The following is a 26,577-nucleotide window of genomic DNA, read 5'->3' on the forward strand; positions in this document are numbered from 1 at the left end:
GTTCGGTGGCGCCCGCGCCCGACGGGGGCGGCCTACGGTGGTGGGGGTGGGGGGCGGGCCCCCCGCCATCCACTCCCTCACTCAGTCACTCGCTCACTGAAAGTGGCCGTCGTGGTCGCTCGGTCCGGGATGAGAGAGCCACATCTGCCACCTCCTCCTGACCCGTCCGCGCGAAAGTGGCGGGTGTGGTCGCGTCGGGCAGGGCGAGGCAGCCACTCGCGCCGCCTCGGCGACGGCGCGTGCGGAGCGGGCGTCAGTTCCAGGCGGTGCGGCCGAACCGCTCCCACCGCTCGACGACGCGCGAGCCGCCCTCGGCGGGCTCGTAGACCGGACGCCCCTCGATGTAGACGCGCTGCACGCGCGAATCGACGGCCAGCGGGTCGCCCGACCACACGACGACGTCGCCGTCACGGCCGACCTCGAGGGCCCCGACGCGCTCGTTCAGGCGCAGGATGTCGGCCGGGTTCGCGGTGAGCGCCTCGAGCGCGGTCGTCGCGGGGAGCCCGTCGCGCACCGCGAGGATCGCCTGCAGGCGGATCTGGTCGATGGGCACCACGGGGTGGTCCGTCGTGATCGCGACCTTGACCCCGGCCTCGGCGATGAGCGCCAGGTTGCCGATGGCGCGATCGCGCAGCTCGACCTTCGACCGCGAGGTCAGGAGGGGGCCGAAGATGACCGGGATCTGCTTCTCGGCGAGCACGTCCGCGATCTTGTGCGCCTCGGTGCCGTGGTTGACGACGAGCGTGTAGCCGAACTCGTCTGCGATGCGGATCGCCGTGGCGATGTCGTCGTGACGGTGACAGTGCTGGTCCCACAGCAGGTCGCCGGCGAGCACCGCGGCGAGCGTCTCTTTGCCGAGGTCGCGCTCGAAGGGCTCGCCCTTCTCGTTGGCCGCGTCGCGCTTCGCGGCGTACGCCTGCGCGGCGGCGAACGCGTCGCGCAGGACGGATGCCACGCCCAGGCGCGTCTGCGGCGTCTTGCCCTTGTCGCCCCAGACGCGCTTCGGGTTCTCGCCGAGCGCCGACTTGACCGACACGTCGGCGGCGAGGATCTGCTCGTCGACCGTGCGGCCGCCCCACGTCTTGATCGCCACGGTGCGGCCGCCGATCGGGTTTCCCGAACCGGGCTTGATGACCGCCGTCGTCACGCCGCCGCGGAGGGCGTCGCGGAAGCCCTCCTCTTCGATGTCGATGCCGTCGATCGCGCGGAAGCGCGACCCGTTCGGGTCGGTCATCTCGTTGGTGTCGTTGCCCGACCACCCTTCGCCCTCTTCGTGCACGCCGATGTGGCCGTGCGACTCGACGAACCCGGGCACCACCCAGCTGCCGGACGCGTCGACGACCTCGGCGCCGTCGGGCACCGGGGTGTCGGACCCGCCGACGGCGGTGATGCGGCCATCGGTCACGATCACGGTGCCGTTCTCGATGGGGTCGGAGCTGACAGGGACGACGTAGCCGCCGGTGACGGCGAGGATGCGAGCCATCATCCCAACCTACGCCCGCGCCCTCTCGCGTATCGGCCGCCGGTCTGTCATCCTGTGCGTACCGCAGGTTGAGAGCCGTCGTGAAGCCGCCATCAGAGGTTTCTTCGCCGTTCGCGCCAGTACCGCGACCCCGGCGCACGGTCGCCGGGGTGCTCGGCGGCCTCCTCGGGCTGCTGGCGCTCAGCGCCATCACGGGTGTGCTGATCGTGGCGCCTCTCGCACCGGCCATCGCCATCTCGGGCACTGCGGCCAGCACCGCCGTCTCGCTGTTCGACAGCATGCCGAGCTATCTCGAGATCGACCGCCTCATGCTGCCGACGACGATCTACGCCAAGGACCCCGCGAGCGGGCAGGACGTCGAGCTGACCTCGTTCTACGACCAGAACCGGGTGCCGGTCACGTTCGACGAGATCGCGGTCGTGATGTACGACGCGATCCTCGCATCCGAGGACCCGCGGTTCTACGAGCACGGCGGCGTCGACGTCCTCGGCACGACCCGCGCGCTGATCAGCAACCTTCAGGGCGGCGCGACGCAGGGCGGGTCGTCGATCAGCCAGCAGTACGTCAAGAACGTCCTGGTGCAGCGCTGCGAGCGCGACGCCGTGGCCACCGAGACGAAGACCCGCGACGAGGTGCTGCGGGCGTGCTGGCGCGACGCCACCGATGCCAGCGGCACCGATGGCTATGAGCGCAAGCTGCAAGAGATCCGCTACGCCGTGCAGGTCGAGCAGGAGTACTCGAAGAACGACATCCTGCTCGGCTACCTCAACATCGCCAACTTCGGCGGCACGACCTACGGCATCGAGGCGGCGGCCCGCTACTACTTCAGCACGACAGCGGCGCAGCTCACGCTCGGCCAGGCGGCGACGCTGGCCGGCATCGTCCAGAACCCCAACACGTTCCGCATCGACAAGACCGGCGGCTCGATCACGGGCTCCGACGGGACCACGTACAACAAGGCGGCCGACGGCTCCGTCGACGACGTCGATCCCGGCACACTCGCCGGGCTCGACACGCTCCTCGCCGCCGGCCAGATCACGAAGGAGCAGTACCTGGCCGCCGGCGACGCGTACAGCGCGACGAAGGGACGCCAGCTGTACGTGCTCGACCGGATGCGCAAAGACGGGCGGATCACCGAGGAGCAGTACCGCACCGCCGCCGTCGAGCCCATCGCGCCGGTGATCCAGCCGGCCCGGACGGGCTGCGCAGCGACCTCGGTCCCCTTCTTCTGCCAGTACGTCGTCAACACCGTCCGCTTCGACCCGGACTACGCCACCGCCTTCGGCGAGAAGCCCGAGGACCGTCAGCGTTCGCTCACCCGCGACGGCCTGAACATCTACACGACCATGGACTGGCGGATGCAGAACGCCTCGCAAGAGGCGATGTCACGGTACGCACCCCAGACCGTGGCGGCGATGGACTTCGGGTCGGCCTCCGTGAGCATCGAGACCACGACCGGCCGCATCCTCGCGATCAGCCAGAACAACCTCTTCACCGAGGACGCCGACCTCGCGGCGACGAACCCCGCGTACACCTCTCTCGTCTACGCCGGCGATCTGGTGCACGGAGCGTCGAAGGGGTTCTCGGTCGGATCCACGTTCAAGCTCTTCACCCTCGTCGACTGGCTCGAGAAGGGGCACTCGCTCTCCGAGACCGTGAACGGCAACCTGCGCATGATCCCGCGGCTGGCGGACCGCTGCGACGGCCCCTGGGTCAACCTGCAGAAGGACGTCGTCCGCAATTTCGGCGGGGCGCGCGGATACACGGGGACGCCGCTGCAGTTCACTGCGCAGTCCCTCAACAGCGGCTACCTGGGCATGGCGGAGAAGCTCGACATCTGCGACATCGAACAGGTGGCGACGCGCCTGGGCGTGACGACCGGCGACGGCAAGCCGATCGACATCAAGGGTGCCGCGGGGATCATCGGCACGAACAACATCGCGCCCGTCTCGCTGGCCGCCGCCTACGCGGCCATCGCGAACAACGGCGTGTACTGCGTGCCGCGGGCGATCGAGCGCGTCGTCGACGCGGACGGCGCCGAGCTGCCCGTCCCCGGCGACCGCTGCAGCCAGGTCGTGGATCCCGGGGTCGCCGCCGCGGCGGCGTTCGCACTGCAAGGCGTCACGCGTCCGGGCGGAACGGGGGCGGCCGGCAACCCGAACGACGGCACGCCCACGATCGGCAAGACCGGCACCCACGAGCAGTATCAGACGTGGTTCGTCCAATCCAGCACCCGCGTGACGACGGCGGCGTGGGTGGGGAACACCGACGGGTTCGGCGACCTCTTCCACACCTCGTTCAACGGCCGGCTGCTGTCATCCCTGCGCCTGCCGATCGTCCGCGACATCCAGCTCGCCGCCGACCAGCTGTATCCCGGGGGCGGGTTCCCCGCGCCGCCCGCCGAGCTGGTGAGACGCGCTCCGTTCGTCCCGCCGCCCACGACGCCCGCGCCGCCCCCCGACGAGAATCCCGCTCCCGCCCCGGATCACGGCGGTGGAGGCGGCGGCGACGGCCCGGGGAACGGCCACGGCGGCGGGGGCGGTCACGGCAACGGCTGACCCCGGCCGTCGGCCGGTCCCACTCAGTCGATCGTCTGCCGCGGCCTGCTGCTGCGTCCCGTCGTCGATCCGCTGAGTTCGGCGATCTCGATCTGTCAGCGGGCCGGCCCGAGCGGCGTAAGGATGCCGCGCACGGCCGCCGCGGCGCGCGTCAGAGCCTGCCCAGGACGGCCCCGGGGTCGGCCTGGAGTCCGAGCGTCTCGAGCACCTGCAGCAGCTGCCGCTCCTCGTACGCGAAGTGGCTCGCCATGATCGCGCCGACGCCGTCGAGGTGCCGTTCGATCTCGTCCGGCGGGGCGCCGGTGTCGGCCGCGGCGTCGAGCGCGGTCAGCAGGAAGTCGATCATCGAGTGGTCCTGCTCCAGCTTGCGCAGCGCCGGCGCCAGCTCGGGGTGCGTGGCCTCGATCGCGGGGAACAGTGCGGTGTCCTCTCCGCGGTGGTGCTGGTCGAGCGCCGCGCAGAAGCCGCGGCAGTACAGCAGCAGCTCGCGGCTCGCCGTCGGCGCATCCGCTCCTTCGCGCACCGCGTCGCGCGCCGCCTGCAGCGCCTCGCGCAGGCGGGAGTGGGCGCGGCGGAGCTCCGCGCTCCAGGCGATGACTCTCGAATGCTCGGTGCCGCTCATGCGCCCTCGACCCTACCGGGCGAGGGGCACCGACCCGTCAGGGACGCAGCAGCACCTTGCCGACGCGGCCGGGGCGCCCGCTCGCCTCGACGGCTGCGCGCACGTCGTCGAACGAGTGGATGCTGTCGACCGGCAGGGTGAGCCGGCCGCTGCCGACCAGCTGGAACAGCTCGCCGAACAGCGCACGCCGGGTCTCGGACGGCATGGCCGCCGACACCTTGCTGCCCCAGAAGCCCTTCACGACCGCCTGCTTGAAGATGAGGTCGCCCGACGACAGCTCCATGCGGTCCGACGCCATGGCCCCGAACGAGACGAGGGTGCCGCCCTCGCCCAGCAGGTGCAGCAGGTCTCCCGCGGCGGAGCCGCCGACCGAGTCGACGGCGGCGCGGATGGGCCGGTCGCCGGCGAGCTCCCGTGCCCGTTCGCGCCACTGCGGGTCGGCGGTGGCGACGACGTCGGGGATGCCGTCCGCGGCGAGCTGTGCGGCATCCTCTTCTCTTCGCACGATGCCGATGACGCGGATGCCGCGACTCGCGCCGATCTGGGCGACCAGCCGCCCGACGGTGCCGTTGGCGGTGTTCTGGACGATCACGTCGCCCTCGCCGACCTCGAGGAAGTCGACGAGCGAGATCGCGCTGAACGGCATCGAGATGAGCTGGGCCGCGACCTCGTCGGGGATGCCGTCGGGCACGGGCACGACCGCGCCGGCCTTGGCGATCACGTACTCCGCCCAGACGCCGAAGGTGCCGCCGGCGGCCACACGCTGCCCGACGGCGATGCCCTCGACCTCGTCGCCGACCGCGTCGACGATGCCGACGGCCTCGGTTCCGGTCCGTGCGGGCAGCTCGGGCTTGTAGCCGTAGGTGCCGCGGATGGTCCACAGGTCGTGGTTGTGGATGGGCGCCAGCAGGATGCGCAGGCGCACCTCTCGCGGGCCGGGCTCGGGAAGGGGCAGGTCTTCGACGCCGAGCACCTGGGCCGGGTCGCCGAACTCGTGATGAACGATCGCACGCACGGGCCGAGCCTACGCTCGCTTCCTGCCTGTCAGCCGAGCGGCGGGCGGTCGAGCACCGTCGGCACGTACTCCAGCAGCTGGCTGCGCCCATCGAACGTGCGCGCCTCGACGAGGTCGAGCCGCACGTCGGGGTAGCCGTCGAAGATGCGCTCCTGACCCGTCGCGCCCGTGATCACGGGGAACACGACGACCCGGTAGCGGTCGACGAGCCCGGCGCGCAGCAGCGACCGGCACAGCGACACACTGCCGAGGGTGCGCAGCGGCACCTCGGACTCCTCCTTGAGCCGCCGCACGAACTCGACGGCGTCGCCGGGCACGAGGGTGGAGTTCTGCCACGCCAGCGGCTCGTCGAGCGTGGACGAGAACACGTACTTCTGCACGCCGTTGAGCACGTCGGTGCCCTCTTCGCCGCCCGCGGTGAGTTCCGACATGACCCGGTACGTGGTGGCGCCCATGAGGATCGGATGGTCCTGTTCGGGCGACTCGGCCAGCCACCCCAGGTATTCCGGGCCTTCGAGCCCCCACCAGCCCGGCCACCCCTCCGCGGCGCCGTAGCCGTCGAGCGACATGATGAAGTCGATCGTCAAGGTCTGCATCCCGAGCCTCCTTCGCGTGCGGTTCCCCGCGGTGTCGCGCAGGAACACTGGTCGAGCGGATGCTTCGTCTCGCCGGCGCTCGCTCACCACGAGTGCCTCGCGCCCGAGCCTAGGCGGCGTCCTGTCGTGGCGTAACCCCGGTGCGCCGCAGATGCCGACCGGGAGCAGAAGAAGGGCCGTGCGTCGACTGACGCACGGCCCCGTGAGCCGAGCCCTCAGCGAGTCCCGTCCGGCGCCAGCCACACCGTCGTCTCGCCGGCGACGACCCCCTCGGGGCTCTCGCCGCTGGCGAGCAGGACCTCGCCGTCCCCGAGCGGGTACGGGGCGACCCCGAAGTTCGTGACGACGCGCCAGCCGTTGGGCCGCGCGAAGGCCAGCACATCGTCGCGGCCGGTCTCGAGCCACTCCAGGCGCTCATCCGTCTGCAGCTCGTGCCGCAGCCGCAGCGCCCTGCGGTACAGCGCGAGCGTCGAACCGGGATCGGCCTCCTCGACGTCGACGGCGTATGCGCTGAACCACGCGGGCTGCGGCAGGTGCGAGCCGTCGGCGCCGAAGCCGAGCGAGGCGCCCTCGGCGCTCCACGGCAGCGGGACCCGGCATCCGTCGCGTCCGATCTCGGCCCCGGCGGTGCGGAAGAACGTCGGGTCCTGGCGGTCGGATGCCTCGATCTCGACGACCTCGTGCAGCCCGAGCTCCTCGCCCTGGTACAGGTAGGTCGAGCCGGGCAGTCCGAGGATGAACAGGGTCGCGGCCGCGGCCCGGCGCTGGCCCTTCGCCCCGTCGAGCGCGGGCTCGGTGCCGCCCGACAGCAGCCAGGCCCCGCCGGGGCGCTCGTCGTCGTGCCGCCACCCGTCGGCGCCCGCGGTGTTCGGCAGGCCGTACCGGGTCGCATGGCGCACCACGTCGTGGTTCGAGAGCACCCACGTGCTCGACGAGCCCGACTGCGCGGCGAGCGCCAGGTTGTCGGAGATGATGCGGCGGAACTGCCCGGCGTCGAAGTCGGCGACGAGCAGGTCGAAGTTGAACGCCTGGCCGAGGCTCTCGGGACGGGCGTAGAGGTGGATGCGCGACGGGTGCACCCACGCCTCGGCGACCGCGGTGCGCGGGGGGTCGTACGAGTCGAACACCTCGCGCCACTCCGCGTAGATCTCGTGCACGTCGTCGCGGTCGATGAGCGGATGGTTGCCGTCCTGCGGCAGGAGCGCCAGCTCGTCGCGCGAGGGGAGCGGCTCGGTCAGGTCCTTCGTGAGCATGTGCGCGACGTCGATGCGGAACCCGTCGACCCCGCGGTCCGACCAGAATCGCAGCGTGGTGAGGAAGTCCTCGTGCACCTCGGGGTGATCCCAGTTGAGGTCGGGCTGCTCCTTCGCGAAGTTGTGCAGGTACCACTGGCCTGGCGTGCCGTCGGGCTCGGTGACACGCTCCCATGCCGATCCGCCGAACACCGACAGCCAGTCCGTGGGCGGCTGCGAGCCGTCGGAACCGCTGCCCTCGCGGAAGATGTACCGCTCGCGCGCCGCCGATCCCCGACCCGCGGCGAGCGCCTCCTGGAACCATGCGTGCCGATCGGACGTGTGGTTCGGGACGATGTCGACCACGACCTTGATGCCGTGTTCGTGCAGGGCCGCCAGCATCCGATCGAAGTCGTCGAGGGTTCCCAGCCGCGGGTCGACGTCCCGGTAGTCTGCGACGTCGTACCCGCCGTCGGCGAGCTCGGACGGGTAGAACGGGCTCAGCCACACCGCGTCGATGCCGAGCGCGCTCAGGTAGTCGATGCGCGACGTGATGCCGGGCAGGTCGCCGAGGCCGTCTCCGTTCGCGTCGGCGAAGCTGCGCGGATAGATCTGGTACACGACCGCCTGCCGCCACCAGGGTGCGTCCTCGCCGGTCGGGCGGGGGGCGAGGGCGAGGTCGGGAGAGGTTGTCACGAAGGGTCCTTTCGAGTGCGTGACGGACGGAGGGATGATCGGATGCCGCGGCTCAGCCCTTGACGGCGCCCTGGGTGACGCCCTCCATCACCCAGCGCTGGGTGAACAGGTAGGCGACGATCGCGGGCGCCATGGCCATCAGGTACGACGCGAACGACACGTTGTAGTTGTTGCTGAACTGCGTCTGGAACAGGTTCTGCCGAACGGGGAGCGTCTGCAAGGCCGGGTCCGAGATGATGAGCGACGGCATCATGAAGTCGTTCCACGCGTAGAGGAAGGCGAAGATGCCGACCGTCGCGCTCATCGGGGCGAGCAGCGGGAAGATCATGTGCCAGAACGTCTGCCAGGTCGTGGCGCCGTCGATGCGTGCGCTCTCCTCCAGTTCGAGCGGGATCGAGCGCAGGAAGGCCGTGAACAGCAGCACGCTGAAGCTCAGCTGGAACATGGTGGCGAGGATGACGACGCCGACGGGGTTGTCGAGCCCGACCCGGCCGGTGAGCTGGATCTGCGGGAGTGCGACGACCGGGAACGGGATGAACATCGCGCCGAGCAGGTAGAAGAACGAGTACTTGAAGAGCTTCTTGTCCCAGTTGCGCACGATCGCGTACGAGGCGAACGCCGCCAGCACGATGGTGGCGATCACGGTGCCGGCGGTGACCAGCAGCGAGATCGTGGCCCCGACGGGGAACTTCGTCAGGTTCCACGCCGTCACGAAGCCCTCGAAGCTGAACGGCGCGGGCAGCGAGAAGGCGTTCCCGTCGACGGCCTGTCCGGTGGTCTTGAACGCCATCGAGATCGTGACGTACAGCGGCAGCAGCACGGTCACGGCGCAGAGGATCAGGATGATCGTGGTGGACCAGTTGACCCGTTCCAGCTTCAGGCGGGGCGATGTCGACGTGCGGGCCGTGCGCAGATCGAGGCTCGGCTCGACCTGTTCGAATTCGAGGGCGGGCTGCGTGGTCATCAGAGTGCGCTCCTTCCGCGCGTCACCGAGAGTTGGATGAGCGCGATGACGATGGCGACGAGGAAGAAGATCGTCGCGTTCGCCATCTGGTACGCGTAGTCGCCGCCGTTGAAGCCGGCGATGATCGTCATCGCGATGCTGCGCGTCGAGGTGCCGGGCCCGCCGTTCGTGAGTCCGACGATGATGTCGTAGGCGTTCAGGAATCCCTTGAAGCCGAGGATGACGTTGATGACCACATACCCGGCGACGAGCGGCACGGTGATGCGGAACAGCTGCTGCGGCTTGCTCGCGCCGTCGAGGTCGGCCGCCTCGTAGACGTCTCCGGGGATCGACAGCAGTCCGGCGATGTAGATGAGCATGGTGCCCGGGATCGCCTGCCAGGCGGTGACGAAGACGATCGCCGTCCAGGCGAGGTCGGGGTTCGCGAGCAGGCTCGTCTGGAGCCACGGGATGCCCCACGCGGTGCCCAGGGCGGGGAGCGAGTTCGAGAACAGGAAGTTGAAGACGTAGGCGATGATGATGCCCGATATCACCATCGGGATCACGAAGACGGTCCGCAGTCCGGTCTTGAACCTGATCCGGGCCGTCAGCCCGACCGCCAGCAGGAAGGCGAAGATGTTCACCACGATGACCGTCGCGATCGCGAAGCCGAACGTGAACAGGTAGCTCTGCAGGATCGCCGGGTCGCTGAACAGCGCGATGTAGTTCGTGAAGCCGACGAAGTTCCAGTCCCCGATGCCGATCGAGTCGGTGAAACTGAAGAAGATGCCGATGACGCCCGGAACCGTGATCGCGAGGGTGAACAGGACCAGGCTCGGCAGCAGGAACAGGTAGTAGATCGGCTCGACGCGCCGCGTGCTCTTCGGCGGGCGCGCGCCCTGCGTCACCAGGGTGGAGGTGGCACTCATCGGTCGGACTCCTTCGTCTCGTCGGGCCGGCCGGTCGGCTCGGAATCGCGGGCGACCGGCTGACGGAAGGCCATACGGGCCCAGTCGCGATCCATGACGTCGAGGTAGTGGCCGACGTCGCCGCCCAGCACCATCGCCTGGGCGTAGTTGAAGACGGGGATCGTCTTGGGCACGAGCACCGACGGCCCCTGGTAGATCCGCCCGTCGTCGTAGTACGGGATCATCCCCTCGATGCGCGGGTCGGAGGGCGCGGGCGCGTCCTTCGTGGGCGTGAACCCGAGCTGGGACTCGTTGTACGCCTCGATCACGTCGGGCTGGTACAGGTACTCCAGGAAGTCCCGCGCCGCCTCCTTGTGGCGCGAGCCCTCGGGGATCATCGCCGCGAGGTCCATGTTGACGCGGACCGCCAGGTCGTCGGGATCGTCGGTCATCGGCAGCGGGAAGGTGCCCAGCTCGAGATCGGGCGCGGTCTTCGCGATCTCGCTGAAGGCCCACGGCCCCTGCAGGTACATCGCCGCCTCGCCCTTCGAGAACGCGAGGTTGCCGTCGCCGTAGCCGCGGCTCGGCGCATCGTCGTTCACGTAGTTCTCGGTGAGCTGCGTCATCTTGGCCATGGGCTCGGCGAAGTCCTTCTTGAACGACACGGACGAGTCCGGCCCCACGTTCGTCCCTTCGGCCCACATGCCGTCGAAGAACTCGATGACGTCGAGCGAGCCGCCGGCCGAGTAGTCGTACCAGCCCTGCCCGACGGTCCAGTCGTCCTTGAAGGTCGCATAGAAGGGCGTCACGCCGGCGGCGGACAGCGTGTCGCACGCGGCGAGGAGCTCGTCCCAGGTCTGGGGCACCTCGATGCCGTGGTCGGCGAAGATCTGCTTGTTGTAGATGACGGATGCCGCCATGACCGAGTACGGGAGGGCGCTCGTGCGTCCTTCGCAGACGCCGTACTGGTCCATGAGGGGCTGCAGGTCGTCGCGGGTGCTCGCGGCGGCACGGGTGTCGGAGAGGTCGCTGAGCGCGCAGCGCTGCACGAACCGCGCGACCTCGAAGTTGTAGTTGGCCAGCATGAGGTCGGGCGGGTTGCCGCGCACGAAGCTCGCCGAGACGACGTCGACACCTGAGGTGTCCATCTCGACGCGCACGTCGTCCTGCGACGCGTTGTAGTCGGCGACGACGCCGCTCATGAACTCGAGCGCCTCGCGCTTGCTGAAGGTGAAGCGGATCGTCTCGCGGCCGTCGGCGGAGCAGCCGGCGAGCAGCGCGCCGCCCAGCGCGATCACCGCCGCGGCCGCGACCGTTCGCCGCATCCCTCTTCGTGGTGCTGACACCCTCGTCCTCCGTTCGCCGCACTGCGATCCATGAATCGTCACTGATTAGATTTACTCGCCAAATCAATGTCTGCAGGGCAGTATTGCAGGACGAGAGCAGAGAGGTCAATACCCGTGTCGACATCCCTCACCGCAGCGCCGCCGCGCCCCGCGAGCCTGGACGCGGTGCTCGCGTACGCGTGGAGCACCGGTGAGTTCACGGCGACCGATGCGCTCGAAGCAACGGGACTGACACGGTCCACGACGATCGATGCGATGGACGCGCTCGCCCGTCTCGGACTGCTGGAAGAGCTGCCGAACGCGCGCCAGGCGGGCGAGTACCGCAAGGGCCGGCCGGCCCGCCGCTTCTCACTGCGCGCAGACGCTGCGGTGCTGGTGGGCGTCGACGCGGGCAACGTGCACATCACCGCCACGGTCACCGACCTGCGCGCGCAGCAGCTGGCCACGCGGCGCACGACGCTCGTGATGGACCGCGACGATCCGGCCGCCCGCGCACGGATCATCGCCGCTGCGGTCGACGACGCGCTGACCGATGCCGGACGGTCCCGCGACGACGTGCTCGCCATCTGCGTCGGAGTGCCCGCCCCCGTCAACGCGGCGGGCCGTTCGCCGGACCACCCCCGCGGGTTCGGGGAGCGCATGAACCCCGGCCTGTCCGACACCTTCGCGTGGGCCCCGATCGTGCGCATCGACAACGACGCCTCCCTCGCGGCCGTCGCGGAGGGGGCGGTCGGCGCCGCGGTGGGATGCCGGGACTACATCGCCCTCCTCGCGGGCGTGCGCCTGGGTGCCGGCGTCGTCGTCGACGGCAACGTGCTGCGCGGCGCCCACGGCGGCGTCGGCGAGATGGTGGCGTTCGAGCACGTCGACGGGGTCGGCACCGCCGACGGACTCGGCGCCCGCATGGCCGCGTGGGCCGCCGCCGCCGTCGCGGACGGTGCGGCCTCACCCGACGGCACGCTCGCCGCGATCGCGGCCGGCGAGCCCGACCCCCGGGCGGTGCTCGAGCTCGCGGCCGCCGGCGACTCCGCCGCGATGGCGATCGTCGACCGCGTCGGCGCCGTGCTCGCCCGCATCGTCAGCGTGCTGGGCAGCATGTTCGATCCGCAGCGCGTGGTCGTCTCGGGCGCGATCTCGGAGGGCATCGAGGCCGTCGTCGTCGCGGCCAGACGCTCGCTCCCGACGGACCTCGACCTTCCGGCGCCCGAGCTCGTGGTGTCGCAGCTGGGCGCCGACGTGGTGGTCACCGGCGCGGTGTCGGCGGCCGCGGCCGCCGCACGCCTGGGTGCCCTGGACGTGTGGATGGCCCGCGACCCGACCTGACCCGACCCGTCACACCGGGATCGGCTCGAGTCCCCTCTCCAGCCGCTCGACGTCTTCGGCGTGGCACAGGTCGGTCGCGGGGAGCGACGAGGTCGCCGACCCTGCGGCGACCCCCGAGCGGAACGCGTCGACCAGCGGACGACCCTGTGCGAGCCGCAGCACGAGGGCGCCGAGAAAGCTGTCGCCCGCGCCGACGGTGCTCTTGACCTCGATCTGCGGGGTGGCCAGGCGCAGCGTCTCGTCCGCCGTGACGAGCACGGCGCCGTCGCCGCCGAGCGTGAGCGCGACGACTTCGCACGATCCCCGGCCGACCAGCTCGCGCGCGGCCTCGATGAGCGCGATCTCGTCGGACTCGGTCGCCCCCACCAGTTCACGCAGCTCGCGCTTGCTGGGCTTGATCAGGTAGACGCCCTCGTCGAGCGCGGCCTGCAGGGCGTCACCCGATGTGTCGACGACGCACCTCGTGTCGTGGTCGCGGGCGATGCGCGCGATCTGCGCGTACAGGTCGGCCGGCACGCCCTGCGGCAGGCTCCCGCTCGTCACGACGTACCCGCCGACGGGAAAGTCGTCGGCGACCGCCGAGAGCAGCGCACGCCACTCCGGCTCCGACAGGTCGGGCCCCTGCAGCACGAACCGGAACTGCTCGCCGGTCAGCGTCTCGTCGACGGTGAAGCCCTCGCGGGTGGCATCCGCGATCCCCACCATGCGACTGGCGATGCCCTCGCGGTCGAGCAGCTGGCGGTAGGCCTGCCCCGTCGGGCCTCCCGCCGTGTAGACGGCGAGCGACCGACCGCCGAGGTTGCGCACGACCCGCGACACGTTGACGCCGCCGCCGCCCGGATCGAGCCGCGTCGGGCCGCAGCGCATCTTGCTCTCGGGCATGACGCGCGGTGTCGACGTCGACACGTCGAGCGCGGGGGTGGGTGTGACGGTCAGGATCGGCGAGTGCGCGAGAGCCATGGCCACAGACTACGAGCGGATGCCGGTGCCGCACAGGATCAGGGTGTCGGCGCGTCCACGACCACGCCCGAGCTCAGCCCGGCGCGGTGAACGACACGGGCTTGCCGGTGGCCGCGGCGTAGGCGATCTCTCGCTGCGTGGACTCTCCGATGTACCCGCCTGGGTTGACGACGACCACGCGGTCGGCCAGGTCGATCTTGCGCAGGTGGAGAGCATCCAGTGCGGCCTTCTGCTCGTCCGTGATCGGCTCGCCGGTCGCATGCCCGAAGACACCGGGTGCGAGGACGATGACCCCCGCGAAGGTCAGCAGACGGTTCACCTCGCGCATCTCGTCCGCGAAGCGGGTCGAGCCGCAGATGCACACGATCTCGGGCCTGTCAGGCATGGCTCATCCCTTCCGTTCGTCCGCGTCCGGCTCGAGCAGCGACCTGGCGAGCAGCGTCGATCCGGCGACGGCCGACGGCATGGCCGCGACGGCACCGAGCGGGACGAGGAAGCACAGCTGCGTCGCGACACCGAAGCCGAGCACCCGGGCGGCGTGGCCGCGCCGCAGCCGCTTGCGCTCTGCGGCCGAGAGCCCACGGGCGGTGAGGCCCCGCGAGCTCAGTTCGTCGGCGACGACCCACCCGGTGAGGGCCACGCCGACGATCGCGCTCAGCACGCCGCCGACGACGGGGATGAATCCCAGCGCGAGCGCGAGGATCGCGATCAGGATGCCGCGCCCGATGAGCGACAGCGCATCACCGACCGACCGCCAGAAGCCGTATGGCGCCTCGAAGCGGTCGTCGCCCTGCTCCGCCTCGACCGACCGCCAGATGCGCTCGTAGAACGGCTCGCCGAGAAGCAGTGTCAGCGCGGTGAACGAGATCGCCACCAGCACGAGCGCGGCGCCGACCAGCGCGGTTCCGATCGTGAAGCGAAGCGCCGTCGCCCAGAGCGACGGCCAGCCGTCGGCGAACGGCGTGAGCGCCTCGGTGAGCCCCGGGAGGAACGCTCCGAGCGCGACGAACCCGCCGAGCAGCAGCAGGCCCACGATGAGCGCGGGCACCAGGCCGAGAAGCATGAGCCCCGGACGCCGACGCCAGTAGGCGAAGCCCTGAAGGAGCATCCCCACCCCTCGGAAGAACTCCCGCATCGGACCAGCGTAGGCGAGGCGCCCCCGGGTTCTGTCACACCGGGAGGGCCTGCGGTGTCTCATGTGTGAAGCCAACGAGGAGGCGGACGTGCACAGCATCGCCAGTGGGAACGGGAACTCTCGAGGCCGAGGCTCGCTCACCGACCGGCTCGGCGCGAGACTCGCCGACACCCGGGTGCTCGGACGACGCGTCGGAGATGTGTGGCTGCACCTGCGGACGCGGCCCGTACCGCGTCACTGGACCGGCCTCTTCGGCGTGGTCACCGCGGCCTCTCTCGTGGTCGTCATGGCGACCGGCATCCTCCTGATGTTCTTCTACTCTCCGTCGGGCGACACGGTGACCTACTCGGGGGTGTACGCGCCCCTGCACGGTGCGGACGTCTCGAAGGCGTTCGCCTCGACGATGCATGTCACGTTCGAGGTGCCCGGCGGCCGGCTCCTGCGCCAGGCGCACCACTGGTCGGCGCTGATGCTGCCGGCCTCGATCGTGGTGCAGCTCGTGATCGCCTTCTTCACCGGCGGCTATCGGCGACCGCGGCGCGCGATGTGGGTCCTGCTGGTGCTCGCGTTCCTCGCAGCGGTCGCGACCGGGTGGAGCGGCTACGCGCTCCCCGATGACATGCTGTCGAGCACGGGCCTTCGCATCGTGCAGGGCATCATGCTCGGCATCCCCGTCGTCGGCACCTGGCTCGCCTCGGCGCTGTTCGGCGGCGCGTTCCCCGGGCGCATCATCGAGAACCTCTACCCTCTGCATGTCGTCGTGTTCCCGCTGGCGCTGATCGCGTTCCTCGTCCTCCGGGCCGTCGCGGCCTGGCGCCACGGACCGCAGCAGTTCCCCGGCCCTGGCCGCACGGCGCACAACGTCGTCGGCGAGCCACTCGTCCCCACCGTCGCCGTGCGAGAGGGCGGGCTGTTCGCCGTCGTCACCGGCCTGCTCCTGCTCGTCTCAGCGACGGTCACCGTGAGCCCGATCTGGCTGTACGGCCCGGCCGACCCCGGGAACGCCGGTGCCGGCAGCCAGCCGGATTGGTACACCGGCTTCCTCGACGGCGCCCTGCGCCTCGTGCCGCCGGGATGGGAGGTCCAGTGGCTCGGTCGCACCTGGACCCTCGCGGTGCTGGCGCCGCTCACCGTCGTCGGCGCGTTCTTCGCGGTCCTCGTGCTGTACCCCTACATCGAGGAGCGCATCACCGGGGACCGGCGCGATCATGACCTCCTGGATCGCCCGCGAACGGCGCCGACGCGGACCGGCATCGGCGTCGCCGGGCTCATCTTCGTGGCGGTGCTGTGGGCGGCCGGCGGCGCCGACATCATCGCCGCCACGTTCTCGGTGAGCATCGAGCACGTCATCCTCACACTGCAGGCAGCGCTCGTCATCGGACCGGTCGTGGGGTTCAGTGTGGCGCGCCGGATCGCTCTCGGCCTGCAGCAGAAGGACCGGATGCTGCTCGAGCACGGGTACGAGACGGGGCGGATCCTGCGCCTCCCCGGCGGCGAGTATGTCGAGGTCCACCGCCCGCTCGACCCGGAGGAAGGGGAGCGGATCGCTTTACCGCATCACCCCAACGAAGGCCGGCTCGCTCCTGCAGCGGCGGGGCACGATGTTCTCGTCGGCGTCGGCAACGGCGAGGCGGGATCAGCGACCGGCGGCGACTAGTCGGGTACCGGTCCGCGTCTATCGAATTTGGGGCATTTATGCGCGGAAGTGGACATGTGCCCGGCTTCGGCAGGGTCAACAGTCTCGAGAGCGATGCCGATCTTCACCGCGGTGCGGGCGCTTCGGTTCGGGATTCAGTCGGTGAGGAACTTGGCGGCGATCGGGGCGAACTTCTGCCAGTACTGGAAGATGCCGCCGTGGCCGGAGTTGGGGTAGATGATCAACTCGCTGCCGGTGATGCGCCGATGCAGGTCTTCGGAGAGCACCGAGGGGACCATACGGTCGTTGTCGCCGTTAGCGATCAGGGTCGGGCCCGTGATCACGGACAGGCCTGAGGGGGTCGAGCGCCCGTACCGCTGGATGGCCTTGAGCTGACGGCTGAACGATGTGTTGCGGATCGGCTTGTCGCGGTCGACGGTGCGCTCCTTGAGACGCTCCACGAACGCCTTCCCGGCTCGCTTGCCCTCAGCGTCACGGTTGAAGAAGAGGAACTCCTTCGGGTCAGACCGTGTGATCACGGAGCGGAAGATGTCCCAGTAGGTGACTCCTACCACCTTGTCGATGTTCTTCCCGCCGCGCGGGCCGGTGCCGGTGAGCACGAGCTTGCGGACCAGCTCGGGGTGGGCGACGACGAGGTCTTGGGCGATCATGCCGCCCATCGAGAAGGAGAAGATGTCGATCTTGTCGTAGCCCAGGCCTTTGGTGATGAACCGGTAGGCGTCGGCTGCGGCTTCTTCGAGGGTGTCGGGGACCTGCCCGGAGGAGGCACCGACGCCGAGCTGGTCGAAAGCGATGACGTGGCGGGTCTTCGCGATCTGGTCGATGATGCGCGGGTCCCAATTGTCCAGGGTTGCGGCGAGGTGGACGAAGAAGATCACGGGGATCTCTTCTTTCGGGCCGAGTTCCCGGTAGGCGAAGGTGTCCCCGTCGACGGTGACGGTCTTTGCCGGGGCTTTGGCGTAGGAGGTGATGACGGGTTCGGTGGTGCTCATGAGGGTGCTCCTTGAGGATCTGAGTGTGCTCGGAAAGCGGACTGGCGGAGAGGGTTATGCGGGCTGGTCGGCGCCGGTGATGACGGCTTTGCCGCGGATGCTGCTGGTGCCGAGCGAGGCGAGGGCCTGCACGGTCTGGTCGAAGGGGAAGGTCGCGCCCACGACCGGGCGGATGACGCCGGCGTCGACGAGCTCGGCGATCTGGCGCAGCTGGTCGCCGGAGGCGTGCATGAGGAGGAACTCGTAGGTCACGCCGAGCCTTCTGGCGAGTGCGCGGGTCTTGCGGCTGAGGGCCGTGATGGCCAGGCGCAGCACCGGGTTCAGGCCGGCGGCTTTCGCGAACGCGGGGGTGGGTGGCCCGGAGATGCCGACGGCCTTTCCGCCGCGCTTCAAGACCGTGAGCGACTTGGTGAGGTTGTCTCCGCCGAGTGGGTCCAGGACGAAGTCGTAGCCGGAGAGCTCGGTCTCGAAATCGTGGGTGCGGTAGTCGATCACCACGTCGGCACCGAGTTCCCGGACGAAGTCCGCGTTCTTGCCTGACACGGTGGTCGCGACCTGCGCACCGAGGTGCTTGGCGAGCTGGATCGCGATCGATCCGACCCCGCCGGCACCGGCGTGGATGAGCACCTTCTGCCCCGGCTGCACGTTGCCCTTCTCTACCAGGGCCTGCCATGCGGTGAGTGCGACCAGCGGAAGGGATGCCGCCTCCACCGTACTGATCGAGCTCGGAGCCAGGGCGACGTCTGCTTCCTCGACCGCGATGCGTTCGGCGAAGGTGCCGATGCGGTGATCCCGCGGCCGGGCGTACACCCGGTCCCCGGCGGTGAACCGAGTGACTCCCGCGCCGGTGCGGATCACGGTGCCGGCGACATCGTGGCCGAGGGTGACGGGGGTCTTGTAGGGCAGGATCGCCTTGAACTCTCCCGCCCGGAGTCGCTCGTCGAGGTGGTTCAGCCCTGCGGCCTCGACGCGGACGAGGACGTCTCGGTCGCCGACCGTGGGCTCGGGGATGGCGGCCTCGTGGACGGGCTGCTTGTACTTGTCGAAGACGAACGCTCGCATGATGCGGTTTCTCCTTGAATTGGTCATGGTCAGGAAGCCAGGAAGCGGCCGATGAGGTCGCGACGAGCTCCGGAGCCGACAGCTCGAACCCCACCTACCGAGTGCACTCAAATGTGAGTGTGCTCAGGAATCATAGCAGCCACTAGCAGACGGAGTCTCGCCCCTCCGAATCGGCGGGCGCTGCGGGAAGCAGGAGAAGCGAACAGAGTTGGAGGAGGAACGATCTGGGTCTCATCCCATGCCGGACGGCGGAGGACCTTCGACGGTGGCTCAGTGTCACTGAGGTGCTTGCGGGAGTTTGCCGCCCTTACGGGTGACCCAGCCTCCGACTGTCCCTACCCGGGATCTGGTAGCGGATCGCGCGCGAGCGCTCCGAGTCTTCTTCGTGTGTCGTCGTGATCGGAATCAGACCGGCAGGATCGCCGCGACCTGGGCACGGATGCTCGCAAGCAGCTCGGGGACCGTCGCATCGCTGTTGACGCTGGCCGCGAGCTCGAGGAATTGGATGGCCGAGATCACCCGAGCGAGCGTCGTCGCTTCCCCCGCGTCGATACCCGCACGCTCGACGAGGATGTCGGCAACCGCTTCCTCCGTCTGCGCCACGATGGCCAGCGCGTCGGCATGGTGCGGTTCGGCGGGGTCACCGAAGACCATCTCCCGCAGGTAGGTGCGGCCGTTGTCGACCTGCGTGCGATTGCACTCCGTCACCGGCGCGAGAAGCGCAAGCACCGCGTCGAGCGCAGTGGACTCCCGCGCGGCCGCACCGCGGCCGCGAACGAGGGCATCGGCGTAGTGGGCGTTCTGCACCAAGAGGAGCAGCTCCCCCTTGGTCTTCGCGTACAGGAAGAGCGTGCCCGTGCCGATATCGGCAGCGTCCGCGATCTGCTGCGTGGTGACCTCGTCCACCCCGTGCTTCGCGAACAGCTCGCTCGCGGCCGCGGTGATGCGCGCGAGCTTGTCCTGCTTCTGCCGCTCGCGGCGCCCGAGCGGCGGTGTCGCCACTGACATGGTGTTCCTCCGAGGGGAATAGGCTCTGACTTAGCTCAGTTCTGAGTGTAGTCACTATCGTGTGGACTCGGATGTGCGTTGACTCATCCTCCCACGCCGGTGCGCGACGACCGTCGCGCGCCGGAGATCAGGCGACGCCCCATCGAAAGGATCCTCCCCCGTCATGACGCCTTCGTCTCTCTGGCAACCGTTCACCCTCGGTCGCATCGGGCTCCCGCACCGACTCGCGCTGGCCCCGATGACCCGCAACCGCGCCAACCCCGACGGAACACCGGGTGAGCCCGCCGCGCAGTATTACGGTCAGCGGGCTTCGCTCGGGCTGCTGATCAGCGAGGGCACCCAGCCGTCCGAGGATGGGCAGGGGTACGTGAACACTCCCGGCATCTACACCCCGGAGCAGGTGGAGGGGTGGGCGAAGGTCGCCGACGCCGTGCACGAGAACGGTGGGCACCTGTTCATCCAGCTGATGCACGTGGGACGCATCTCCCACCCCGACAACACACCGCACCACCGTCAGCCGGTGGCGCCGTCGGCGATCTCCGCCGAGCAGGACATATTCACAGCGGAAGGCCCGAAGAAGACCCCGGTCCCGCGTGAGCTGAGCGTCGCCGAGATCCGAGACGTGATCGGTGAGTTCCGTCACGCCGCCGCCTCCGCGATCGCGGCCGGCGCGGATGGGGTGGAGCTCCACGCCGCCAACGGCTACCTGCTGCACCAATTCCTCGCTCCCAACGCGAACCAGCGCACCGACGAGTACGGCGGGTCGATCGAGAACCGGGCACGCGTCGTGATCGAGGTCGCCCAGGCCGTCGCCGAGGAGATCGGCGCGGACCGCACTGGCATCCGCATCTCCCCCGCCTTCCCGCTCGGCGGGCTGAATGAGGGAGACACCGAAGCGGTGCGCGCCCAGTACCGGTACCTCGTGGGCGAGCTCGCGAAACTGAACCTGGCCTATCTGCACGTGCACCACCTCGGCGACGATGAGTTGCTGCGGTCGTACCGGGACGTGTGGCCGACCGCCGTCCTCGTCGTCCGGTACGGTCGCGATCGCGACGGCATCGCCGCAGACATCGACGCAGGTCTCGCAGACGTCGCACCGCTCGGACGCTTCGCGCTCGCGAACCCGGATGTCGTCGAACGCCTGCGGCAGGACGCGCCTTTCAACGAACTCGACCCGGCGACGCTATACACCGGCGGCGCGCACGGCTACATCGACTACCCCACCCTCACCCGCGTCTGATCCTCGATGCGGCCGAGACGGGCGAACCCGACGCATCCCTCGGCCACCGCGTCGACCATCCGAACAACACACATCCAGGAGACCCATTCCATGACTTCCCTCAACGGCGCCGTCGTCCTCGTCACCGGCGCGAACGGCGGCATCGGCACCCACTTCGTCCACGACGCCCTCGCCCGAGGAGCGGCCAAGGTCTACGCCACTGCCCGCAACCCCCGCGACTGGGACGACGAGCGCATCGTCCCCCTCACCCTCGACGTCACCGACCCCGCGTCGATCCGGGCCGCCGTGGAGCAGGCGCCCGACGTCACGGTCCTGATCAACAACGCCGGCGCATCCGTCTCCTCTGCGGGCATCCTCACCCACACGGACGAGGAGATCCGCCAGAACGTCGAGACCAACTTCCTCGGCCCCCTTTTCCTGGCCCGCGCCTTCGCCCCGATCCTTTCCGCGAAGGGAGGCGACACCGCCATCATCGACATCCACTCGGCGCTGTCCTGGTGGGCCGTGGCCGGGATCTACTCGGCGACGAAGGCTGCCCTCTGGTCGGCGACGAACTCCCTGCGCCTGGAACTGCATCCCGCGGGCGTCCAGGTCGTCGGCGTCCACGTCGGCTACGTCGACACCGCGATGGCCGCCCACGCCGAAGGCCCCAAGCTCGACCCCGCCGACCTCGTCACCCAGACCTTCGACGTCCTTCAGGCCGGCGGATACGAAGTCCTCGCCGACGACACCTCCGTCCGGGTCAAGGCTGGTTTGTCCGCCCCGCTCGAAGCCGTCTACCCACAGCTCGCTTCAGACAACTGAACCCGACCGGAGGCCGCCGCAGTACGACGGCTGCCTCCGGTTCGGTGATGAACGTCGCATCATGGCAACGCTCGACATCGTGTCGGTGTGAGGGCATCGACGAACGGGGGCGCGCTCGATCCGCTCATGCGCACGCATTCGCGCTGCCCGACATGTCAGAAATGTCGTCTCTGAGCAAGTTCGCGGGGAATTTGACCTGTTCAGCCGAAATTTACCACTACCCGAAGTCGCCCGGCGCCATATCCGTGAAGCGCGAGAAGTGGCCCTGGAAGGCGACCGTGATCGTGTCGGTCGGGCCGTTGCGGTGCTTGGCCACGATGAGGTCCGCCTCGCCGGCGCGGGGGGAGTCCTTCTCGTACGCAGCCTCGCGGTGCAGCAGCACCACCATGTCGGCGTCCTGCTCGATCGAGCCCGACTCACGCAGGTCCGACAGCGCGGGCTTCTTGTCGGCGCGCTGCTCGGCGCCACGGTTCAGCTGCGACAGCGCGATGACCGGCACCTGCAGCTCCTTCGCGAGGAGCTTCAGCGCACGCGAGAACTCCGAGACCTCCTGCTGACGCGACTCGACGCGCTTGCCCGAGGTCATCAGCTGCAGGTAGTCGATCACGACGAGCTTGAGGCCTGCGCGCTGCTTGAGGCGCCGGCACTTCGCGCGGATCTCGACCAGCGTCATGTTCGGGCTGTCGTCGATGTACAGCGGCGCCTCGTTGATGCGCCCGCGGGTCGCGGCGACGGTCGTCCAGTCCCGCGAGTCGAGTGTGCCCTTGCGCATCGACTGCAGGGGGATCGCACCCTCGGCGCTCAGCAGGCGCATCGCGATCTCGCTGCGCCCCATCTCGAGCGAGAAGAAGATGGTGGGCATGTCGTGCTTGACGGCCGCAGAGCGCGCGAAGTCGAGCGCGAGGGTCGACTTACCCATCGCGGGTCGCGCCGCGATGATGATCATCTGGCCGGGGTGCAGACCGTTGGTGAGCTGGTCGAGACCCGAGAAGCCGGTCGGGATGCCGGTCATCTGGCCGTCCCGGCCACGGGCCGCCTCGATCTCTTCGACGGCGGCGTCGACCGCGATCGTCAGCGGCACGTAGTCCTCGGCCTGCTCGGCGCCGGTGACGGAGTAGATCTCGGCCTGCGCGTTGTTGACCAGGTCGAGAGCCTCGCCCTGACCCGAGTACCCCATCTGCACGATGCGCGTGCCGGCCTCGACGAGGCGGCGCAGCAGCGCGCGTTCCGAGACGATCGATGCGTAGTAGCCGGCGTTCGCGGCGGTCGGGACGATCGAGGTCAGCGTGTGCAGGTAGTCGGCACCACCGGCCCGCTGCAGGTCGCCGGTCTTGATGAGCTCGTCGGTGACGGCGACGACGTCGGTCGGCTCGCCGTGCGAGTAGAGGGTGAGGATCGCCTCGAAGATCAACTCGTGCTTCGGGATGTAGAAGTCCGTGCCGCGCAGGGTCTCGATGACATCGGCGACCGCATCCTTCGAGAGCAGCATTCCGCCGAGCGCGCTCTGCTCGGCGAGGAGGTCGTGCGGGGGAGTCCGCTCGTACTCGCTGCGACCGCCCTCGCGGGGGCCTCCCATCCGCTCTTCGGAGATGTCTGCGATCGACATAGGCTGCGCGTCCCTCTTCTCGCTCGCTGCACGTCCGATCGCACGCGAATACTCGCGCCCCGGCTGGCCGTTGACCACGCTAAGGATGGCCTCCGACAGTCGCAACACGGCCTGTGGATAACTGTGTGGAAAGCCTGAGTGAAACGCCGACACACCTGTGAAGAACCTCTGTGGAGAACTACCGGGGTATCTGGGGGATATATCGCGGAAATGCCCTCTGACCAGGGATCAGCGAGTCCACACCCTGTGGAGGGATTCGTGGTTGAACCCAAGGTTGAAGGTTTGGCGCGCGCCTGTGGCCTGTGCACAATTCCGGGGATAGCGCAACATCGCGACACGCCGGACGGCGGCGACGGCCCGGCATCCAGAAACCTCTGGACAGAGCGCGGAACGACCCGGTACCCTCGGAGCTCCAGGCACCCTCACGCACGATCCGAATCCGGATGTGCGGCTTATTCGTCGTGGGAGGTGAACGTGGAGATCACAGCCTCTGTGAGCGCAACAGCACCGTTGCCGAGGATCGTGCGGCTGGCCCTCATCGGGACCGGCGCCGCGTTCGCCTGGATCGTCGTCTCGCTCGTTCTGGGCCTCGGGCTCGGCAACGCGCACGCTGACGACGGCGACCACGACGGTCTGCTCGGGGGTGTCCTGGGTGCGGTGACCTCCGCGGTCGATTCGACCGCGTCGACGGTCAGCAGCACCGTGACCAGCACGGTCTCGACCACCACGACCGCCGTCACCGGCGTCGTGAACACGGTGGTCGCTGTCGCACCGGCGCCGGTCCAACAGCCTGTCAGCCAGGTCATGCAGTCGGTCGGCTCCACCGTCACCAACACCGTCACGACGGTCACGGCCCCCGTCACCCAGGTGGTCTCGGGCGGCGTCGTGAGCGGCATCACCCAGCCCGTCGTCGACGTCGTCACGCAGGTCCCGGTGGTCGGCGGCATCGTCTCGGGCATCGGCCTCGACGACGCCGTGAACGACCTCGGTGACACGGTGGACGGCACCCTGGGCGGCGTCGTCGGCGGTGTGGTCGACGCCGTCGACGAGACCGGCTCGACCATCGGCCAGCCGTCGCCCGGCCTTCCCGGCACGGGCGTCGGGGTCCCGACGCTTCCGGGCTTCGCCGGAGCCTCCGATCTCTCCGACCAGCCCGCCGCGGGCGCTGCTGTCGTCGACAACGTCCTCTTGGGGTCGACGGATGCCGACGCCGCGACGCGCTCGTCGGCCGCGATCGCCCTTGGCACCTGGAGCGCCGATTCAGCGGCAGGCGGCGGGGCCTCTGTGGCGGTCATCTCTTCGTCCGCGGGTGCGCTGAGCGCCGGCGGAGCCACCAGCAGCGGGGCAGGGCTCTGCCTTCCCGCGTCTTCTTCTGCGGGATCCGGCGGTGCGGGTCCCGGCGCCTGGGCGTTCGTCGCCCTCGATCCTCTCGATGCAGACCGTGCCTGGGTGCGTCGAGCAGGGCCTGAGGACGAGCTCGCGCCTCCGGCGCCTCTCGCTTCCACCGACGTCTCCCCCGACTGATCGGCTCGCAGCCGTCGCCTGTGCTCACCCGAGCCGGCCATGGCGGCACAGCTCCGGCACGCTGACGCGTGCCACGCAGCGCTGAGCGTTCGCTCGCGCGCGCTGCGAACCGATCAATCCATGAAGGGGAACATCATGCGTACTTTCTACAAGCGCGCCCTCTTGGGCACGCTCATCGCCGGCGGCATCACGCTGCTCGGCGCGACGGTCGCCAACGCGGCCGAGACCACCGGTGACGACGGCTTGCTCTCGGGAAGCCAGGCGATCATCGACGTCAACCTCCCGGTCAACCTCAGCGGAACCGTGCTGTCGGTGCTCGGCGATTCGACGTCGAGCGGCACGACCGCCGCAGCGCCCGCCGCACCTGCACCGGCCGAGGCCACGACGAGCGGTGCCGACGGCATCGGCTCGGGCACGCAGGCCCTCGTGTCGGTGAACGTGCCGGTCACGGTCGCGGGAAACTCCGTGTCGGTGGTGGGCGACAGCACATCGACGGATGCCGCCACCACGGCGCCCGCGCCGGCTGCGGCGCCCGCCGCGTCGGGCGAGACCTCCGGCGCCGGCGGCCTGCTGTCGGGGACGCAGGGCATCATGTCGGTGACCGCCCCGGTGACCGTCACCGGCAACGCCATCTCGCTCATCGGCGACAGCTCGTCGAGCGGCGCGACCACGACCGCCCCCGCTGCCGCAGGCACGGGCACCGCAGGCGTCACCGACGGCGAGGACTCGATCCTCGGCGGCACCCAAGTGCTCGCACCGATCACGGCACCGATCACCGCGGTCGGCAACGCCATCTCGGTCATCGGCGACAGCGAGTCCACCGACGCCACCACCACGGCACCCGCCACAGGCGGCACCACCGGAGGCGCCGCAGGCACCACGAACGGCGAGGACTCGATCCTCGGCGGCACCCAGGTGCTCGCACCGATCACGGCACCGATCACCGCGGTCGGCAACGCCATCTCGGTCATCGGCGACAGCGAGTCCGAGGGTGCGACGGCTGCCCCCTCGACGGGGTCAGGATCGGGCACAGTTGGCACCACCAGCGGCCTCGGCTCGATCCTCGGCGGCACGCAGATCCTCGCGCCGATCCAGCTGCCGATCACCATCGGCGGCAACGCGATCTCGGTGATCGGCGACAGCACGACGGTGGATGCCGCGGTGCCGACCGATCCGACCGATCCGACCGATCCGACGGACCCGACCGATCCGACGGACCCGACGGACCCGACGGACCCGACGGACCCGACCGATCCGACGGACCCGACCACGCCGACCACCCCCAGCGACAACGGCTCGGGCAGCGGCACGAACGTGACGGGTTCGGCCGCTGACGCCGGCACGGCCACCACACTCGCTGCGACTGGAGGCGCGGACGCGCTCCCGTTCCTGCTGCTGGCGCTCTCGCTCCTGCTGGCGGGCGCGATCACGCGCATGTCGCGGCGTCGCTCCGCGTGACCCGGCGGGGCAAGTCGACGTTCCCCAGACGCCCCTCGCCCCGACCCGCGTGAGCACGCGGGAGGGCCGCAGCCAGCGGCCCTCCCGCCCTTGAACCACCCCCGACCGTGTTACCTGGCCAGCGCCTGGACCCCTCTCACGGTCGGGGGTGCCGAAGCCATCTCCGCCCCGGACGTCCCGTCACTGCCTGGACCGGGCGTCACGGCCGGAGATGCAACGAGCGGATGCCGCGACCCGGGGGGCTCGCGGCATCCGTCTCGTCATGCGCGGAAACGACGGATGCCGCAGACCCGGGTGCTTCGAGAAGCACCGGTCTGCGGCATCCGTTCCGCGGTATCCCGGGGGATTACTTGGCGGCGACCACCTGCAGGGTGATCACGGCGGTGAGGTCGTCGCGAAGACGCACCGT

General features: G+C 69.7%; 22 protein-coding genes. 7 read left to right on the forward strand and 15 right to left on the reverse strand.

Annotated features, from left to right (window positions below; translation table 11 throughout):
* Positions 1-253: 253 nt before the first annotated feature.
* Positions 254-1,483: an amidohydrolase gene (locus tag ACTHNQ_RS07560; RefSeq protein ID WP_440332480.1), complete on the reverse strand. Its 1,230-nt coding sequence runs from the start codon at positions 1,481-1,483 to the stop codon at positions 254-256.
* A gap of 149 nt (positions 1,484-1,632) precedes the next feature.
* Here ACTHNQ_RS07560 and ACTHNQ_RS07565 point away from each other — a divergent pair, with 149 nt between their 5' ends.
* Entirely contained in the window at positions 1,633-4,041 is a 2,409-nt protein-coding gene (locus ACTHNQ_RS07565; protein ID WP_440332481.1) for a transglycosylase domain-containing protein, read from the forward strand.
* Between the two features lie 151 nt (positions 4,042-4,192).
* Here the strand turns inward: ACTHNQ_RS07565 and ACTHNQ_RS07570 are convergent, their stop codons facing one another.
* The 7 genes from ACTHNQ_RS07570 to ACTHNQ_RS07600 all read right to left on the reverse strand — a co-directional run bounded on the left by ACTHNQ_RS07570 (position 4,193) and on the right by ACTHNQ_RS07600 (position 11,378).
* Positions 4,193-4,663 carry a hemerythrin domain-containing protein gene (locus ACTHNQ_RS07570; protein WP_440332482.1) on the reverse strand — a complete coding sequence of 157 codons (471 nt, stop codon included), beginning with the start codon at positions 4,661-4,663 and terminating at the stop codon, positions 4,193-4,195.
* Positions 4,664-4,700: 37 nt separating this feature from the next.
* On the reverse strand, positions 4,701-5,678 hold the full coding sequence (locus tag ACTHNQ_RS07575) for a zinc-binding dehydrogenase (protein ID WP_440332483.1): 978 nt from the start codon (positions 5,676-5,678) through the stop codon (positions 4,701-4,703).
* 29 nt (positions 5,679-5,707) lie between these two features.
* Positions 5,708-6,274: a dihydrofolate reductase family protein gene (locus ACTHNQ_RS07580; RefSeq protein WP_440332484.1), complete on the reverse strand. Its 567-nt coding sequence runs from the start codon at positions 6,272-6,274 to the stop codon at positions 5,708-5,710.
* Positions 6,275-6,489: 215 nt separating this feature from the next.
* On the reverse strand, positions 6,490-8,202 hold the full coding sequence (locus ACTHNQ_RS07585) for a glycoside hydrolase family 13 protein (RefSeq protein ID WP_440332485.1): 1,713 nt from the start codon (positions 8,200-8,202) through the stop codon (positions 6,490-6,492).
* 52 nt (positions 8,203-8,254) lie between these two features.
* A complete protein-coding gene (locus ACTHNQ_RS07590) occupies positions 8,255-9,166 on the reverse strand; it encodes a carbohydrate ABC transporter permease (RefSeq protein WP_440332486.1) in 912 nt (303 codons plus the stop codon).
* A complete protein-coding gene (locus ACTHNQ_RS07595; protein ID WP_440332488.1) occupies positions 9,166-10,074 on the reverse strand; it encodes a carbohydrate ABC transporter permease in 909 nt (302 codons plus the stop codon). Before ACTHNQ_RS07595 ends, ACTHNQ_RS07590 begins: the two co-directional genes overlap by 1 nt.
* Positions 10,071-11,378 carry an ABC transporter substrate-binding protein gene (locus ACTHNQ_RS07600; RefSeq protein ID WP_440332490.1) on the reverse strand — a complete coding sequence of 436 codons (1,308 nt, stop codon included), beginning with the start codon at positions 11,376-11,378 and terminating at the stop codon, positions 10,071-10,073. The genes ACTHNQ_RS07595 and ACTHNQ_RS07600 overlap by 4 nt, the downstream gene beginning before the upstream one ends.
* A 135-nt stretch (positions 11,379-11,513) precedes the next feature.
* Between ACTHNQ_RS07600 and ACTHNQ_RS07605 the strand changes: the two genes are divergently transcribed.
* The gene (locus tag ACTHNQ_RS07605) at positions 11,514-12,722 is read left to right on the forward strand and encodes an ROK family protein (RefSeq protein ID WP_440332492.1); all 1,209 of its coding nucleotides are present in this window, start codon (positions 11,514-11,516) and stop codon (positions 12,720-12,722) included.
* A 9-nt stretch (positions 12,723-12,731) separates the two neighbouring features.
* On the opposite strand, the gene ACTHNQ_RS07610 is transcribed toward ACTHNQ_RS07605, so the two are convergent.
* The 3 genes from ACTHNQ_RS07610 to ACTHNQ_RS07620 all read right to left on the reverse strand — a co-directional run bounded on the left by ACTHNQ_RS07610 (position 12,732) and on the right by ACTHNQ_RS07620 (position 14,817).
* Complete coding sequence (locus ACTHNQ_RS07610) at positions 12,732-13,682, reverse strand: 1-phosphofructokinase family hexose kinase (RefSeq protein WP_440332494.1); 951 nt, start codon at positions 13,680-13,682, stop codon at positions 12,732-12,734.
* A 73-nt stretch (positions 13,683-13,755) separates the two neighbouring features.
* A complete protein-coding gene (locus ACTHNQ_RS07615) occupies positions 13,756-14,067 on the reverse strand; it encodes a hypothetical protein (protein ID WP_440332496.1) in 312 nt (103 codons plus the stop codon).
* Between the two features lie 3 nt (positions 14,068-14,070).
* Positions 14,071-14,817, reverse strand: a complete 747-nt coding sequence (locus ACTHNQ_RS07620; protein WP_440332498.1) for an EI24 domain-containing protein — start codon at positions 14,815-14,817, stop codon at positions 14,071-14,073.
* A gap of 88 nt (positions 14,818-14,905) precedes the next feature.
* Here ACTHNQ_RS07620 and qcrB point away from each other — a divergent pair, with 88 nt between their 5' ends.
* The gene (qcrB, locus tag ACTHNQ_RS07625) at positions 14,906-16,474 is read left to right on the forward strand and encodes a cytochrome bc1 complex cytochrome b subunit (protein WP_440332500.1); all 1,569 of its coding nucleotides are present in this window, start codon (positions 14,906-14,908) and stop codon (positions 16,472-16,474) included.
* Positions 16,475-16,608: 134 nt separating this feature from the next.
* Here the strand turns inward: qcrB and ACTHNQ_RS07630 are convergent, their stop codons facing one another.
* The 3 genes from ACTHNQ_RS07630 to ACTHNQ_RS07640 all read right to left on the reverse strand — a co-directional run bounded on the left by ACTHNQ_RS07630 (position 16,609) and on the right by ACTHNQ_RS07640 (position 19,536).
* Complete coding sequence (locus ACTHNQ_RS07630) at positions 16,609-17,466, reverse strand: alpha/beta fold hydrolase (RefSeq protein ID WP_440332502.1); 858 nt, start codon at positions 17,464-17,466, stop codon at positions 16,609-16,611.
* A 54-nt stretch (positions 17,467-17,520) separates the two neighbouring features.
* Positions 17,521-18,528 (reverse strand): NADP-dependent oxidoreductase, encoded by a 1,008-nt coding sequence (locus ACTHNQ_RS07635; protein WP_440332504.1) that lies wholly within the window; start codon positions 18,526-18,528, stop codon positions 17,521-17,523.
* Between the two features lie 405 nt (positions 18,529-18,933).
* Positions 18,934-19,536 (reverse strand): TetR/AcrR family transcriptional regulator, encoded by a 603-nt coding sequence (locus tag ACTHNQ_RS07640; RefSeq protein ID WP_026305835.1) that lies wholly within the window; start codon positions 19,534-19,536, stop codon positions 18,934-18,936.
* 163 nt (positions 19,537-19,699) lie between these two features.
* Between ACTHNQ_RS07640 and ACTHNQ_RS07645 the strand changes: the two genes are divergently transcribed.
* Both ACTHNQ_RS07645 and ACTHNQ_RS07650 read left to right on the forward strand, forming a co-directional pair.
* Complete coding sequence (locus tag ACTHNQ_RS07645) at positions 19,700-20,776, forward strand: alkene reductase (RefSeq protein WP_440332506.1); 1,077 nt, start codon at positions 19,700-19,702, stop codon at positions 20,774-20,776.
* Between the two features lie 90 nt (positions 20,777-20,866).
* A complete protein-coding gene (locus tag ACTHNQ_RS07650) occupies positions 20,867-21,580 on the forward strand; it encodes an SDR family oxidoreductase (protein WP_018173628.1) in 714 nt (237 codons plus the stop codon).
* A 217-nt stretch (positions 21,581-21,797) separates the two neighbouring features.
* Here the strand turns inward: ACTHNQ_RS07650 and dnaB are convergent, their stop codons facing one another.
* On the reverse strand, positions 21,798-23,186 hold the full coding sequence (gene dnaB / locus ACTHNQ_RS07655) for a replicative DNA helicase (RefSeq protein WP_440332507.1): 1,389 nt from the start codon (positions 23,184-23,186) through the stop codon (positions 21,798-21,800).
* A gap of 492 nt (positions 23,187-23,678) precedes the next feature.
* On the opposite strand from dnaB, the gene ACTHNQ_RS07660 reads away from it, so the two are divergent.
* Positions 23,679-24,710, forward strand: coding sequence for a hypothetical protein (locus ACTHNQ_RS07660; protein WP_440332509.1), 1,032 nt, complete (start codon positions 23,679-23,681; stop codon positions 24,708-24,710).
* 135 nt (positions 24,711-24,845) lie between these two features.
* Entirely contained in the window at positions 24,846-26,168 is a 1,323-nt protein-coding gene (locus tag ACTHNQ_RS07665) for a chaplin family protein (protein ID WP_440332511.1), read from the forward strand.
* Positions 26,169-26,577 lie beyond the last annotated feature (409 nt).

This window comes from Microbacterium sp. (assembly GCF_051953575.1).
Classification (GTDB): Bacteria; Actinomycetota; Actinomycetes; order Actinomycetales; family Microbacteriaceae; genus Microbacterium.